Origin of the sequence: Pseudomonas sp. EZ-C24 (assembly GCF_014525325.1) — a bacterium.
Lineage (GTDB): Bacteria > Pseudomonadota > Gammaproteobacteria > Pseudomonadales > Pseudomonadaceae > Aquipseudomonas > Aquipseudomonas shirazensis.
The window spans coordinates 745,167-760,246 of sequence record NZ_JACDIU010000014.1 but is presented as its reverse complement, the minus strand read 5'-3'; the positions used below and the strand labels follow the sequence as shown (position 1 = coordinate 760,246).

The window sequence follows — 15,080 nt, the reverse complement described above, 5'->3', positions numbered from 1 at the left end:
GCGAGTCAGGAATGCGGCGAAGCGTGCTCGCCACCGGCATATTCGGGCTTCAGATGGCCCTGGCTGTCCAGCAGCCAGGCATCCATCACCTCGCGCACCACCGGACCGGCGACGCGGCCGCCGGCTTCGCCGTTTTCGATCATCACCGCCACCACAATCGAGGGATGCTCGGCAGGGGCGAAACCGACGAACAAGGCATTGTCGCGGTGCCGCTCCAGGGTCTTGTTGCGGTCGTAGCGCTCGCCCTGACGAATCGCCACTACCTGCGCGGTACCGCTCTTGCCGGCAATTCGGTACTGGGCGCCAGCCGCCGAGGCGCGGGCGATGCCGCGCGGATCGTGCATGACCATCTGCATGCCCTGGCTGACCTGGTCCCACGCGCGCTTGTCGTGCAGGACGATATCCGGCATCGGGTGCGGATCCCGCGGCGGCTCGCCACCAATGCTCCGGGCCAGGTGCGGGCGGTGCCACACGCCTTTGCTGGCGAGCAGGCTGGTGGCTTGGGCCAGCTGCAACGGGGTGACCTGCATGTAGCCCTGGCCAATCCCCAGGATCAGCGTTTCACCGGGGAACCACGCCTGACGGCGAGTAGCGCGCTTCCATTGCTGCGACGGCATCAGCCCGGCGGCTTCCTCGAACATGTCCAACGAGACCTTCTGGCCGAGGCCGAACTCGGCCATGTAGTCATGCAGGCGGTCGATGCCCAGCTTGTGCGCGAGGTCATAGAAGTAGGTGTCGTTGGAGCGCATGATCGCGGTGTACATGTCTACCCAGCCATCGCCGCTGCGGTTCCAGTTGCGGTACTTGTGGTCGTAGTTGGGCAGCTCGTAGTAGCCGGGGTCGAACACCCGGTTGGCGGGCGTCATTACGCCGCTGTCGAGGCCGGCGATGGCCACCTCCGGCTTGATCGTCGAACCCGGCGCATACAAACCGCGCAGCACCCGGTTGAACAGCGGCCGGTCGATCGAATCGCGCAGCGCGGCGTATTGCTTGAAGCTGATGCCTTTGACGAACAGGTTGGGATCAAAGCTTGGGTTGCTGACCATCGCCAGCACATCGCCGGTGGCGGGGTCGAGCGCCACCACCGAGCCACGGCGATCGCCCAGGGCTTTTTCGGCGGCCTGCTGCAGCTGCACGTCAAGGCTGAGGATGATGTCCTTGCCCGGGATCGGGTCCTGATGGCGGAGCACGCGCATGACCCGGCCCTGGGCGTTGGTCTCGACCTCTTCGTAGCCGACATGACCGTGCAACTGATCCTCGTAGAAGCGCTCGACGCCAGTCTTGCCGATCGACTGGGTACCGCGGTACTCGGTGCTGTCGAGGGTCTTGGCTTCCTTCTCGTTGATCCGGCCGACATAGCCCACCGAGTGCGCAAAGTGCTCATTGAGCGGGTACTCACGGATAAACTGCGGCTCTACATCAAGCCCCGGCAGGCGGAACTGATTGACGGCGATCAGGGCGATCTGTTCTTCGCTCAGGCCCACCATCAAGGTCACCGGTTCGAACGGTTTACGCCCACGGCGCAGATCCTTGTTGAACTGCTGACGGTCGTCGTCGGCCAGGCCGAGGATCTGCGTCAGGCTGTCGAGCACCTTGGCTGAATCGCCAGCGCGCTCGCGGGTCATGGTCAGGTTGAAGCTGGGCTTGTTGTCGGCCAGCACGACGCCGTTGCGGTCGTAGATCAGGCCGCGCTCAGGCGCGATCGGCAGCACGTGCACGCGGTTGTTTTCGGAAACGGCGCTCTGCTGGTCGTGCTGCAGCACCTGCAGCACGTACAGGCGAGCGATCAGCACCGCAACGAGGCTGCAGGTCAGCACGGCGCAGACCAACAGGCGGCGGTTGACCAGCTGCTTTTCCTGTTCGTGATCCTTGAGGGGGATGGGTTGGGGCATGCGCGTTCTTCGGGGTGGAGAGGTCACCGGGTCGGCGATGCTACGCAAGCACCCGCTGCTGCTCAAGCAAGCCGCCCCCGGCGAGCCTGCCCGGATGGCCCGTCAGCCCCGGCAGCACTGAGCCGCAGCCTTGCATGAATATTCATTCATGTGACTCATCAGGGCACGGCTTACTGCACTGCTACTGCATGGCGTGCTCGTCTGATCGAGGCCTCTTGCAGCAGGTTCATCACCCCGTATCGGACTTGCGCCCAGGTGGCGACAGCGCACTGGGTCAGCCACCTGACTTCAACGCCATGGCCAAACGCGACATGGCCGTCTCGATTTCATGCTCGGTCAGGGACGAGTAGCCCAGCAGCCAGCCTTGCTGCTTGTGCTCGCCCGCGTAGAGCCGGCTCAGGCCAGGCAACTGCACGCCGGCGCTGGCGGCTACGCGGATGGTGTCCTGCTCGCTCCAGCCCGCATCGAGCAGGCAGGGAATCTGCAGTCCGCCTTGCGGGTGCAGGGCGGTGGCAATGCCTGGCAGGTGCCTGGCAATGGCATCCAGCATGTACAGGCGGCGCCGGCTGTAGAGTTTGCGCATGGCGCGCACGTGGGCGTTGTAATGGCCGTCTTCCATGAAGCGCGCCAGGGTCAGTTGCAGGATCTGCGGGGTATGCCCGTCGATGATGCTGCGGGCGCAGGCAAACGGCTGCACCAGTTGTTCGGGCAGGATCATGTAGCCCATGCGCAGGCCGGGGAACAGGGTCTTGCTGAAGGTGCCGAGGTAGATCGTGCGCTGGTAGCGGTCCAGCCCCTGCATGCAGGCGGTGGGCAGCCCGTCGTAGTGAAACTCGCTGTCGTAGTCGTCCTCGATGATCCATTTGCCGTGCTCGGCCGCCCAGCCGAGCAGCTCCAGCCGGCGCGCCAGCGGCAGGGTGGCGCCGGTGGGGTATTGATGCGACGGCGTCACGTACAGGCAATTGGCAGCGCTGCGATCGGCACGCAGCAGGTCGATGCGCACGCCTTGTTCATCGACGTCGATCGGCACGACCTTGGCCTCGGCCGCTTCGAAAGCTTTTTTCGCGCCAAAATAGCCGGGGTTTTCCAGCAGGATGGGTTTGCCCGCGTCTACCAGCAACTGCGCGCACAGGAACAACGCTTGGCGGGTACTGCTCAGCACCAGAATTTGCTCGGGCTTGCAGTTGGCGCCGCGCTCGAGGTTGAGGTACGTGGCGATGGCCTTGCGCAGCGGCTCGGCACCCTGCGGGTCACCATGCAGCAAGACGTTGCCGCGGTAGTCCTTCATGACCTGGCGTTGCAGGCGCTCCCAGGTCTCAGTGGGGAAGCTGCGGGTTTCCGGCAGGCCTGTAGCGAAGGCCTTGATCGCCTGCTGGTCATGGATGCCGCCGCTGGCGAGGATCTGCTGGCCGCGCTGGCTCAGCCCGGCCGCTTGCGTGGCGGCTTGAGCACGGCGTGCGTCGCGTTGTTGCATGCGCCGGCGAGCGGCGCCATGCAACTCGCTGCCCAGGGTTTGCGCGACGTAGCTGCCGGCGCCGCCGCGGCGGTTGATGTAGCCATCGCGCTGCAACTGCACATAGGCGTTCTCGACGGTGTCGCGGGCCACGCCGAGCGAGCGCGCCAGCACTCGCGTGGCGGGCAGCTTCAGGCCGGCACTCAGCGAGCCTTCGAGAATCAGTGCACGCAGTGAACGCTGGATTCGCTGGTGCAGATCGAGGCTGGCAAATTCGCTGTCGGCCAAGCGCATCTGCAGGGTTTCAAGTTCGAACGTTTTTGCCATGTGGTCTGCCCTGACTGCATGAATTGGCCTGAAGCGGCAGGCCAGTCTATCCGTAGACTCTGCGCCTCGCCACTGCCTGGAGCTGTTCACCATGTCACTCAATGCCTCTCGCTCGTCACTGCGCCCGAGCGACCTGCTGCACCCGATCATTGCCGGTCTGGTATCGGTCATCGTCAACTATGGCGGCACCTTCATCCTAGTGTTCCAGGCGGCCAAGGTGGCCGGCCTGAGCCCTGAGCTGACGGCCTCGTGGGTCTGGTCGGTGTCCATTGGCGTGGGCGTTACCGGGATGTACCTGAGCTGGCGCTATCGCGCACCGATCATCACCGCCTGGTCGACGCCGGCTGCGGCGTTTCTGGTCGTCGCGCTGGCAACTACGCCTTATGCCGAAGCGGTAGGCGCCTACATGGTCTGTGCCACGGCCTTCGTGCTGCTGGGCTGTTCCGGCTGGTTCGACAAGGTCATTGCACTGATTCCACCCGGGGTAGCAGCAGGGCTGCTGGCCGGGATTCTGCTGCAGTTTGGCATTGGTGCGTTCAGCAGCGTCAGCATCGATCCGCTGCTGGCCGGGCTGCTGATTGCCTGCTACCTGCTGCTCAAGCGCTTCACTGCGCGCTATGCGGTGGCCGGCATTCTGCTGCTGGGGTTGAGCTTTTTGCTGGTGCAGGGCCGGCTTGACCTGTCCGGCCTGCACTGGCAACTGACCGAGCCGGTGTTCACCGTGCCGCAGTTCTCGCTCAATGCGCTGCTGAGTGTGGCTTTGCCGCTGTTTTTGATCACCCTGACCGGGCAGTACATGCCGGGCATGCTGGTGTTGCGCAACGATGGCTACGACACCAGCGCCAGTCCCATCGTGACGGTGACCGGGCTGGGTTCGCTGTTGATGGCGCCGTTCGGCTCGCATGCGTTCAACCTGGCAGCGATCACCGCGGCCATCTGCACCGGCAAGGAAGCCCACGAACAGCCGTCCAAGCGCTGGATCGCCGGCATCGCCGCTGGCTTGCTGTATGTGTTGGTAGGGGTGTTCGGGGCGACCCTGGCGGCGCTGTTCATGGCCTTGCCGGCAAGCTTCATCGCCACCCTGGCCGGGCTGGCCTTGCTGGGCACCATCGGCGCCAGCCTGGCCAGCGCTACCGCCGATGCGAAAACCCGCGAAGCGGCGTTGATCACCTTTCTGGCCGCTGCCGCCAACATTACCTTGCTGGGTATTGGCGGTGCGTTCTGGGGCTTGCTGATTGGTCTTGCTGCGCATGCGCTGCTCAATGGGTTCAACACCACCGGGGGGCGCGCCGTGGGGAGCAAGGCTGCGGTCACTCGCTGACGGCTTTGCCGTAGGCCGACCTGGACAGCGCTGCCGCGCTGTTCGTTGGTCACTCAGCCAGCTGCAACTCCGGCAGCTTGACCTGGAACGCCCGAGTCAGCCCAAGCAGGCACAGCAAGCCCAACCCCATCCAGCTCAAGCCGATCGCGAATGACATGCTCGACAGGCTGCTCCACAGCCACAAGGTACTGAGAAAACCCAATGCCGGAATGACCCCGAACAGCAGGTAATTGCGCGGTCCGCGCTGTTGCTGGTCGACCAGGTAGTGCTTGACCACCGCCAGGTTCACCGCCGAGAAGGCAAACAGCGCGCCGAAGCTGATCATGTTGGCCACCGTGTCCAAGGTCAGCACCAGTGCCAGCAGAGACATCACACTGACCAGCATGATAGCGCTGGCCGGCACCCGCTTTTTCGTCCGCAACCGGCCGAACACCCGCGGCAGCGCGCCATCGCGGCCCATGGCAAACAGCACCCGCGACACGCTGGCCTGGGACACCATCGCCGAGGCAAAGCAGCCGGCGACATAGGTGGCAGTGAAGGCGCTGACCAGCAGCTCGCCGCCGACCCGGCGCATGACATCCACCGAGGCAGAGTCGGGGTCGGCAAAGCTGGCCCAGTCGGGGAACACTTGCTGGGCAAAATACGACACCAGCAAGAACAGCAGGCCGCCGACCAGCGACACCACCATGATCGCCAGCGGGATGCGGTACTGCGGGTTGCTGGTTTCCTCAGCCATGGTTGAAACCGCATCGAAGCCGAGGAATGACAGGCACAGCACGGCCGCGCCGGTCATCACCAGCGGCACACTGAAACCGTCGTGGTAGAACGGCTTGAGCAGCGACACTGGCTCGCCCTGGCCACTCAGGCTGCTGACCGACAGCGCCACGAAGACCACGATGAACACCAACTGCATCACCACCAGAATCCAGTTGACCCGAGTGATCGACTCGATGCCGATCAGGTTGAGAAAGGTCACCAGGCTGATCGAGCCGAGCACCCAGACCCAGGCCGGCACCGCCGGGAAGTACTCGGACATGTAGATGCCGATCAGCAGGTAGCTGAGCAGCGGCAGGAAGATGTAGTCGAGCAGCAAGGTCCAGCCGGCGATGAAGCCGAAGTAGCTGCCGAAGGCTTTACGGGTGTAGCTGTACACCGAGCCAGAATAGGGATGGGCCTGGACCATGCGGCCGTAGCTGTAGGCGGTCAGCAGCATCGCGCCGAGGGTCAGCAGATAGGCCGTGGGCAAGTGCCCTTTGGTCATCTGGGTGACCAGGCCATAGGTGGTGAACACGGCCAGCGGGACCATGTAGGCCAGGCCGAACAGCACCAGCGCGGGCAGGCCCATGGATTGGCGAAAGCGGCGAGACGCCGGGGCTTGCGCACAGTGAGTGTCGGCTGAGCTTGTTGTTATAGTCATTGCGAACTCCTGGAAGGCGAATACAGGACGCTGCAGTAGCCGAGGTGTACTCGCTACCGTTAATGAAGCCGTGTCGAGAAGGGGGCGCAGCGCTGATGCGGGCGCGCTGCACGCCAGGCGCCCAGCCTGATCGGGCTGGGCGTTGCGCTCGGGTCAGAGGCGGCCGATGCTGCGCGCGGTGCGGTCGACGGCCAGGCGGGTTTTTTCGACCAGCTCATCAAGCTCGCTGCGGCTGGCGATCAGCGCCGGGGCCATGATCATGCGGCCCAGCGTCGAGCGGATGATCACGCCTTCCTCAAAGCCATAGGTGCGGCACTGCCAGGCCAGGTCGTTTTCATTGGCGAAGCGTTTGCGGGTTGGTTTGTCCTCGGCGAACTGCAACGCCGCCAGCAGACCGGTGCCCTGAATCTCGCCAATAAGCGGGTGATCAGCAAACGCCTCGTGCAGGAGTTGCTGCAGATAAGGACCGGTGTCGTCCTTGACCTGGCGCACGATGCCTTCGTCACGCAAGGCCTTGAGGTTGGCCACCGCCACTGCCGCCGCAACGGGGTGGCCGGAGTAAGTCAGGCCGTGGGCAAATACACCGCCGCGCTCGACCAGCGCCTCGGCGATGCGCTTGCTCAACACCAGCCCGCCCATGGGGATATAGCCGCTGGTCAGGCCCTTGGCGATGGACATGGTGTCGGGCTCGAAGCCGAAGTGCTGGTGGGCGAACCATTCGCCGGTACGGCCAAAGCCGCCGATCACCTCATCGGCGCACAGCAGCACGTCGTACTGGCGGCAGATGCGCTGGATCTCGGGCCAGTAGCTTTCAGGCGGAAAGATCATGCCGCCGGCGCCCTGGAACGGCTCGGCGATGAAACCAGCGACGTTGTCCGCACCCAGTTCGAGGATCTTTTCTTCAAGCTGCAGCGCGCAGCGTCGGCCGAATTCGGCGGGGGTCAGCTCGCCGCCGTTGGCGAACCAGTACGGCTCGTCGATGTGGGCGATGTCGGGGATCATCCCGCCCATCTCATGCATGAACTTCATCCCGCCCAGTGCGGTGGCGGCCAGGGTCGAGCCGTGGTAACCGTTCCAGCGGCCGATCATGACCTTCTTCTGCGGCTTGCCCAGCACCTGCCAGTAACGGCGCACGGTGCGGATCAGCACCTCGTTGGCCTCGGAGCCGGAGTTGGTGTAGATCGCGTGGCTGTAATGGCCCGGCAGCAGGCTGAAGAGCAGTTCGGACAGCTCGATTACCGCCGGGTGAGTGGTGTGGAAGAACATGTTGTAGTACGCCAACTGATCCATCTGCGCGGCAGCGGCGCTGGTCAGGTCCTTGCGGCCGTAGCCCAGTTGCGTGCACCACAAGCCGGACATGCCATCCAGATAACGGTTGCCGTCGTTGTCCCACAAATTCAAACGCTCGCCGCGGACCATCACCCGCGGCCCTTCGGCGTTGAGGGCCTTTTGATCGAGAAACGCATGGATGTGGTGGGCCGCGTCGGCCTTTTGATAGTCCTGGGTGTTTCGTTGCGGGATGAAGGGTGCGTTCATGACGTTTGTTCTCTTTTTTGGGAGTCGCGCAGGGCGGATGCAACTGAAGTCCCGGAAATGCTCCCACACCTCGAAAACCACCGAAATCACCCTTTGGGGTGAGCTGCGAACAGGTGTGGCTGCAGAGCTTTTTCATGGGTCCGGACCACATTTTTGCGAATTTGCCTGCCGCCGCGAGTGGCGCACGATTGTCTCCAGTCAATAACAACGGACCGGCAAACGGTCGCAAGAGGAGTGCAGCGTGTTCGACCTCAACCACTGGCAACAGCAGGCCCAGCGCCAAACCTTCATCGACACCGCGCTCATCGGCGGCCGGGCGGTGCAGTCGTCTACAGGTGCGACTTTTACCGCTATCAACCCCGCAACCAATCAGGTGTTGGCGCAGGTTGCAGCCTGCGGTGAGCGTGAAGTGGACCTGGCAGTGCGTTCTGCGCGCCAGGCCTTCGACCAGGGGCCGTGGGCACGCATGGCGCCAGGTGAGCGCAAGAAGATCCTGCTGAAACTGGCCGAGCTGCTGCTGGTGCACCGTGAGGAGTTGGCCTTGCTCGACTCGCTGAACATGGGCAAGCCGGTGATGGACGCCTACAACATTGATGTGCCGGGCGCAGCCGGGGTGTTTGCCTGGTATGGCGAGGCGCTGGACAAACTCTACGATCAGGTCGCGCCGACGGCTGCCAACACGCTGGCCACCATCACCCGCGAGCCACTGGGCGTGATCGCTGCGGTGGTGCCGTGGAACTTCCCCCTGGACATGGCGGCCTGGAAGCTCGCGCCGGCACTGGCTGCCGGGAACAGCGTGGTGTTGAAGCCTGCCGAGCAGTCGCCGTTTTCCGCCTTGCGCCTGGGCCAGTTGGCTTTGGAAGCGGGCATTCCAGAAGGGGTACTCAACGTTGTCCCGGGCCTCGGCGAGAGAGCCGGCAAAGCCTTGGGGCTGCACCCGGATGTCGATTGCCTGGTGTTCACCGGCTCGACTCAGGTGGGCAAGTACTTCATGCAGTACTCGGCCCAGTCCAACCTCAAGCAGGTTTGGCTGGAGTGCGGTGGCAAAAGCCCGAATCTGGTGTTTGCCGACTGCCAGAATCTCGATCTGGCAGCTGAAAAAGCTGCGTTCGGGATCTTCTTCAATCAAGGCGAAGTGTGCTCGGCCAATTCACGGTTGTACGTGCAGCGAGCTATCCACGACGAGTTCGTCGAGCGGGTGATGGCCAAGGCGCAGGCGTGGCTGCCGGGTGATCCGCTCAACCCGGCGAGTGCCGCCGGGGCCATTGTCGACAGCGAGCAAACCGCGCGGATCATGCGTGCTATCGGGCAAGCGCAGGAGGAGGGCGCGCAGTTGCGTTGCGGAGGCGAGCAACTGACGTTCAATGGCTCATCCAACTTTATCCAGCCCACTGTATTTACCGAGGTAAAACCGGGCAGCAAGCTGGTCCGTGAAGAGATTTTCGGCCCGGTGCTGGCCGTCACCGCCTTTGACGATGAGGCGCAGGCGGTAGCGCTGGCCAATGACAGTGTCTACGGCCTGGCGGCCTCGGTGTGGAGCGACGACCTCAACCGCGCGCACCGGGTTGCCAAGGCGCTGAAGGCTGGTACGGTGTCGGTCAACACCATGGACGCGCTGGATGTCAGCGTGCCGTTCGGTGGCGGCAAGCAGTCCGGCTTTGGCCGTGACCTGTCGCTGCATTCATTCGACAAGTACACCCACCTGAAAACCACCTGGTTCCAGCTGCGTTAAGCGCTGGCCCAAGGCGCACACGAGACGCCCGTGATGAGTACAGACCGGCTTGGATCCGAACAGTGGTTTCAGCACATGGCACAGGTGACCGATTGCATCGGCACCTCGGCCTTTGTCGAGTCGCTGTATTCGGCGTTGAACCTGCTGGCGCCGGCCAATGCCATCACGGTGTTTCTGTTTCCCCATGAAGGCCTGCCGTCGACGCTGTTCGAGCGCGACGATGAGGGGCCGTGGATGCCTGAGGGCAACGTGCGCAAGTATCTGGAAGGCTTCTATCTGCTGTGCCCGTTCTACCGCGCGAGCCTGGAGGGCATTGCGCCCGGCTGCTATCGCCTCAGCGATGTCGCGCCGGACCACTTCAAACGCAGTGAGTACTTCCTGTCGTTCTATCAGCATGCGCGGCTGGAGGAAGAGATCAATTACCTGGTGCCACTCGGGCCGAAGCTGACCATCGCCGTTGCGCTGGCCAGCACCTCGCGATTGAGCAGGCAGCAAGTTGCCGAACTCAAGCGCATCGCACCGTGGGTGTTGGCGGTGGTGCGTCGGCATTGGGGCGACCTGGATGCGCACATGCTTGGCGGGCGTTTCGAGAGTGCGCTGGGGCGGCAGATCAATGCAGCGTTGGTGAAGTTTGGCTCGTCGTTGCTGACCGAGCGCGAATGCCTGGTCGCGCAGTACATGCTGCGTGGGCACTCGATACGCTCATTGGCAAAGCGACTGGGTATCAGCGAGGACACGGTCAAGACCCATCGCAAACACTTGTACGCCAAGCTCGACATCGGCAAGCAGTCCGAGCTGTTCTCGCTGTTTATCGCCTCGGTCGCGCAGGCGCAGGAAGGGTTGAGCAAAGACCCGCTGGAAAGCTATCTGCGCCGCCGGCCCTGAGCGGGTGGCTTAGATAAGGATGTAGTCGCTGCGCTGGCGAATGCCCTGATGCTCGCCCTCGACCAGATGCACATAGCGCCCAGCCAACAGGTCGATCGGCAGGCAATCATCAACGTCGAGTATTGCGTCGGTATGCGGCTTCAACCAGCCAGCGGCCATGCGCCGTTTACCCAACTGCTTGGCCTCGGCTTTGTCCCTGGCAGCCACCAGCAGATAACGGTGCGCTTCGCCGAATACCTGCCGCTCGTAACCGCCCAGATTGAGGAAGAACAAGCGCAGTGCGCCGGGTTGCGGCGCTGCCTGGCTGAACTCGACGCGGTAATTGTCGATGCCGTGCACTTCCAGCCAGGAGTCGATGTGCAGCCCTTTCAGGCTGCCGAACCAGGCATTGCGTAGCTCAGGGTAGAGCTGCTCGAGCGAGTCGCCCTGGGCAAAGACTACATCGTGAACTTCGATGCTGGCGCGCGGATGGCGCCCGCCGAGCATGACAACGTAAAGCATGAATTATCCTCGTGCTGGGCGCTGCGGCTTTCGCCAGCGCCCGCTCAAAACGTCACTGCCCACAGCGCAGCCGCCAATGCCGGCGGCATGACCAGCAAGCCCAGCCGCAGGAAGCGCCAGGCGCTGACATTCTCCCCCTCACGGCGGATGGCTACCAGCCACAGCAGGGTCGCCAGCGAACCGGTGATCGACAGGTTGGGGCCCAGGTCGACGCCAATCAGCAGCGCCGCCGTGGTTTGCCCAGGCAACTGCACCATGTGCCCCATCGAGCCTGCGATCAGCCCGCTGGGCAGGTTGTTCATCAGGTTACTGGCAATCGCCACAGCGACCCCGGCAGCCCAGCTGGCTTGCGCTGGCGACTGTTCGGCGAGTGCCGCCAGGGCATGCGCCAGATGATCGATGACGCCGGTCTGGGCCACGGCTTCGACCAGCACGAACAACCCGGCCACCAAAGGTAGTACGCCCCACGCGACATGGCGCAGCACCGGCATCGGGCTGCGGCGCTGGCTCAGGTGAATCAAGGCGGTGGTGGTCAGGCCAGCGCAGAAGGTTGGCAGGCCCAGCGCAGTGTCCAGCGCCGAGGCGGTCAGCAGCAGTGCCCCGGTCAGGACAATGCCCAGCGCGCACAGCTTGGCCCCGGGAGTCAGCGGCTGCGAGTCAACGGTCAGGGCCAGTGGCTGCATGATCTGTTTACGCTGGGTCAGGCGCAGCACTATGTAGGTCAGGCTGATCGCTGCCAGCGACGGCAGGCTGAACTGCCTCAGCCACTCCAGCAACGGCGGCATCTGGCTGCCGAAGACCACCAGGTTGGCCGGGTTGGAAATCGGCAGAACGAAGCTCGCGGCGTTGGCGATGAATGCGCAGATGAACAGGTAGGGCAGGGGCTCGGCCTTGGCCGCCTTGCACGCCGCATACACCGCCGGGGTCAACACCACGGCGGTGGCATCGTTGGAGAGGAATACGGTGACTAGGGTGCCGACCAGAAACACCAGGTCGAACAAGCGCTGCCCGGAGCCGCGGGCGTGGCTTACGGCATAGCGCGCCAGCCAATCGAACAAGCCTTCCTGACGCGCCAGTTCGGCCAGCACCATCATGCCGATCAGAAACAGGTATACATCACCCCCTTCGGCCATCGCAGCCAAGGCTTTTTGTGGCGCAATCAGGCCGAGCACGGTGAGCAGCAGCGCGCCGCCCATGGCCCAGACGTATTCGGGGATACGCCAGGGACGCAGGATGACGCCACAGGTGGCGAGGGCCGCCACCAACCAGATGATCAGCGCAGTATCAACAACAGGCATGGTGGATTCAGCTTCCTGCCACAGTAGGGACGACCGTCGGCGCTTCGGCCGAGCGGGAGGAGGTTTCCGGCAGCGCGACCAGTACCAGCACGAACGCCGCAGCGGCGATGCCAGCCAGGGTCAGGAAGGCTGCGTCATAACCGGCCGACTGTACCACCAAACCAGCGATGCCCGGGCTTAGTGCAGCGCCGAGGCTGAACACCGCGGTCAATGCGCCGAGGCTTACATTGAAGCGCCCGGTACCCTCGGTCAGGTCCTTGACCACGATCGGGAACAGCGCGCCGAAGATCCCTGCGCCGATGCCGTCGAGCAGCTGCACGCCGACCAGCCAGAAGGGATTGTCCGAGAGCACGTACAGCGCGCCTCGTAGAGGCAGGATCAAGAATCCCACCAGCAGAAACGGCTTGCGCCCCCACTGCTCGGCCTTGGCGCCAACCAGCAGTGCCATCGGCACCATCACCAGTTGCGCCGCGACAATGCAGGCCGAGGTCAGCGGTGTGGCCAGGCGCAGGTCCACCTGGGCCAGCTTCTGGCTTACCAGCGGCAGCATTGCTGCGTTGGCCAGGTGGAAAAGCGCGCAGCACACGGCGAACAGCAGCAGTGTGCGGTTGTGCAGCAGCAGGCTCAGTCCGGCTGGCTGAGTGTCGCCGGTTGGCGTGTGGGACAGGCCACGGGCCAGTTGGTGGTCGATGGCCGCTGCTGGCACCCGTTTGACGGCGATAATGCTGGCGATCGTCAGCGCGGCCATCAGGTAGAACACCACGACTGGTCCATAGAGGTAGGCCAGGGCGCCGGCGAGCAACGCCGAGCAGGCGTTGCCGGCATGGTTGAAGGTTTCGTTGCGCCCCACGCGTCGGGTGAAAGCCTTCGGGCCGGTGATACCCAGGGTAATGGCGGCAATTGCCGGGGCGAACACGGAGCCTGCGATCGCGCTGATGGTCTGGGTCAAGGCCACCAGCCCGAACGATGAGATCAGCGGCAGCAGCAAACAGCTCCCGGTAACCAGCAGTGCCGCAATCGCCACCACGGCGCGCTTGGCGGGCGTGCGGTCGATCAATGCACCCGCCGGTGTCTGCGCCAGCAGCGCGGTGACCCCGGCGATGGTCATGACCAGGCCGATGCTTGCCGGCTGCCATTGATGCACCGCGAGCAGATAGATCGCCAGATACGGCCCCAGGCCATCGCGAACATCAGCCAGAAAGAAGTTCAGCCAGTCGAGCGCACGATCATGAGAGTCGGTTTGCCGGAGGTTGTCCAAGGTTTGAGTCTCGCAGGGGGGGTGTGGGGATGAAGCGTTATCGACACCCGTCAGATCACACCTCACTTGAGCAGAATGACTGGTGTAATGAGCAATAGGTTCCAGACCCACAGCGCCTGTAGGAGCGGCCTTGTGTCGCGAAAGGGCTGCGCAGCGGCCCCAGATCTCAGCTTCGCCGCCGAAATCTCCGGGCCCGCTCTGCGGGCCTTTCGCCACACAAGGCCGCTCCTACACAGGTCTGCGTGATGGCGCGAGTCTCGGCCTACCCCAGCACCTCTGAAACGCCTGTTTCAGCGATAAACACTTCGTATGCCACTCAACCGTCACAAAGCTGTAACAAGAGTGCTGCAATGTGTGCGGGCCATCACACGGAGCGCTTTTCCATGATACGCCTGATGAAGTCTGCTGCACTTGCCGTTGCGGTATCTCTTAGCGCCACTTCGGCAACCTTCGCCGCAGAAAACGTGCGCCTGACCGGTTCCGGCGCCAGTTTCCCAGCACCGATCTACCTGACCTGGTTCAAGGATTTCAGCAAGAACACTGCTGGCGTCACCGTTGACTACCAATCCAAGGGGAGCGGGGCAGGGGTTCAGGACTTCCTGAACAAGACCGTCGACTTCGCCGCCAGTGACTCGGCGATGAAAGACGAAGACATCGCCAAGGTCGGCGAAGGCGTACAAATGCTGCCAATGACCGCCGGCGAAATCGTTCTGGCCTACAACCTGCCAGGCAATCCCAAGGGGCTGAAACTGTCGCGTGAAGTGTATTCGAACATCTTCCTCGGCAAGGTCACCCAGTGGAACGACCCACAGATCGTTGCCGCCAACCCGGATCTGAAGCTGCCTGCCACGCCGATCACCGTAGTTGTTCGTGCTGACTCCAGCGGTACCACCGCGGTGTTCACCAAACACCTGTCGGCAATCAACCCTGCGTTCAAAGAAGCACTGGGTGAAGGCAACACCGTCAACTGGCCAGCCACTGACAAGTTCATCAAGTCGCCGAAAAACGACGGTGTAACCGCTACTGTTCGCCAGACCCCAGGCGCCATTGGCTACATCGAATACGGCTTCGCCAAACTGGCCAAGGTCGACTTCGCCCAGCTGGAAAACAAAGCCGGCAAATACGTCGTGCCAAACGCCGAGAGCGGTGCCGAAGCGTTGGCTGCGGTGAAAATGCCGGAAAGCCTGGTCGCTTGGCTGCCGGATCCGGACGGTGCCAAGTCGTACCCGATCACTTCCTACACCTGGATGCTGTTCCGCAAGGACAACGGCAACCCGGCCAAGGCCAAGGCGATGCGTGAAATGGTCGAGTACAGCCTGACCAAGGGTCAGGAGATTGCTGACTCGATGGGCTACATCCCGCTGCCGCCGTCGGTTGTAGAGCAAGTACGCAAAGCTTCCGCAAACATCCAGTAACACTGCCAGGTCGCTGCGGACTGAGCGTTCAGCCCGCAGCGTTTG

The 15,080-nt window shown here is 63.4% G+C and carries 11 protein-coding genes; 4 read left to right on the top strand and 7 right to left on the bottom strand.

The genetic code is table 11. From position 1 onward, the window contains the following. Positions 1 to 5: 5 nt before the first annotated feature. Both mrdA and IDM28_RS12555 read right to left on the bottom strand, forming a co-directional pair. Complete coding sequence (gene mrdA, locus IDM28_RS12560) at positions 6 to 1,892, bottom strand: penicillin-binding protein 2 (RefSeq protein ID WP_150572411.1); 1,887 nt, start codon at positions 1,890 to 1,892, stop codon at positions 6 to 8. A gap of 274 nt (positions 1,893 to 2,166) precedes the next feature. Next, positions 2,167 to 3,672: a PLP-dependent aminotransferase family protein gene (locus IDM28_RS12555; protein ID WP_188036103.1), complete on the bottom strand. Its 1,506-nt coding sequence runs from the start codon at positions 3,670 to 3,672 to the stop codon at positions 2,167 to 2,169. Positions 3,673 to 3,763: 91 nt separating this feature from the next. Here IDM28_RS12555 and IDM28_RS12550 point away from each other — a divergent pair, with 91 nt between their 5' ends. Continuing rightward, positions 3,764 to 4,993: a benzoate/H(+) symporter BenE family transporter gene (locus tag IDM28_RS12550; RefSeq protein ID WP_188036102.1), complete on the top strand. Its 1,230-nt coding sequence runs from the start codon at positions 3,764 to 3,766 to the stop codon at positions 4,991 to 4,993. A 49-nt stretch (positions 4,994 to 5,042) separates the two neighbouring features. On the opposite strand, the gene IDM28_RS12545 is transcribed toward IDM28_RS12550, so the two are convergent. Together IDM28_RS12545 and IDM28_RS12540 are read right to left on the bottom strand one after the other, a co-directional pair. Beyond that, on the bottom strand, positions 5,043 to 6,410 hold the full coding sequence (locus tag IDM28_RS12545; protein ID WP_188036101.1) for an APC family permease: 1,368 nt from the start codon (positions 6,408 to 6,410) through the stop codon (positions 5,043 to 5,045). A 153-nt stretch (positions 6,411 to 6,563) separates the two neighbouring features. Continuing rightward, a complete protein-coding gene (locus tag IDM28_RS12540) occupies positions 6,564 to 7,946 on the bottom strand; it encodes an aspartate aminotransferase family protein (protein WP_188036100.1) in 1,383 nt (460 codons plus the stop codon). A 241-nt stretch (positions 7,947 to 8,187) separates the two neighbouring features. On the opposite strand from IDM28_RS12540, the gene IDM28_RS12535 reads away from it, so the two are divergent. Then, on the top strand, positions 8,188 to 9,678 hold the full coding sequence (locus IDM28_RS12535) for an aldehyde dehydrogenase (RefSeq protein WP_188036099.1): 1,491 nt from the start codon (positions 8,188 to 8,190) through the stop codon (positions 9,676 to 9,678). A gap of 33 nt (positions 9,679 to 9,711) precedes the next feature. Next, the gene (locus tag IDM28_RS12530; RefSeq protein ID WP_188036098.1) at positions 9,712 to 10,563 is read left to right on the top strand and encodes a response regulator transcription factor; all 852 of its coding nucleotides are present in this window, start codon (positions 9,712 to 9,714) and stop codon (positions 10,561 to 10,563) included. A 9-nt stretch (positions 10,564 to 10,572) separates the two neighbouring features. Here the strand turns inward: IDM28_RS12530 and IDM28_RS12525 are convergent, their stop codons facing one another. Genes IDM28_RS12525 through IDM28_RS12515 form a run of 3 tightly spaced genes read right to left on the bottom strand, consistent with a single transcriptional unit; the run spans position 10,573 to position 13,620 of the window. Next, positions 10,573 to 11,064, bottom strand: coding sequence for a DUF1543 domain-containing protein (locus tag IDM28_RS12525; RefSeq protein WP_101319863.1), 492 nt, complete (start codon positions 11,062 to 11,064; stop codon positions 10,573 to 10,575). Positions 11,065 to 11,108: 44 nt separating this feature from the next. Then, entirely contained in the window at positions 11,109 to 12,362 is a 1,254-nt protein-coding gene (locus IDM28_RS12520; protein WP_188036097.1) for an arsenic transporter, read from the bottom strand. Positions 12,363 to 12,369: 7 nt separating this feature from the next. Beyond that, positions 12,370 to 13,620, bottom strand: coding sequence for an MFS transporter (locus IDM28_RS12515; RefSeq protein ID WP_188036096.1), 1,251 nt, complete (start codon positions 13,618 to 13,620; stop codon positions 12,370 to 12,372). A 383-nt stretch (positions 13,621 to 14,003) separates the two neighbouring features. On the opposite strand from IDM28_RS12515, the gene pstS reads away from it, so the two are divergent. Continuing rightward, positions 14,004 to 15,035: a phosphate ABC transporter substrate-binding protein PstS gene (gene pstS / locus IDM28_RS12510; protein WP_150569102.1), complete on the top strand. Its 1,032-nt coding sequence runs from the start codon at positions 14,004 to 14,006 to the stop codon at positions 15,033 to 15,035. Positions 15,036 to 15,080 lie beyond the last annotated feature (45 nt).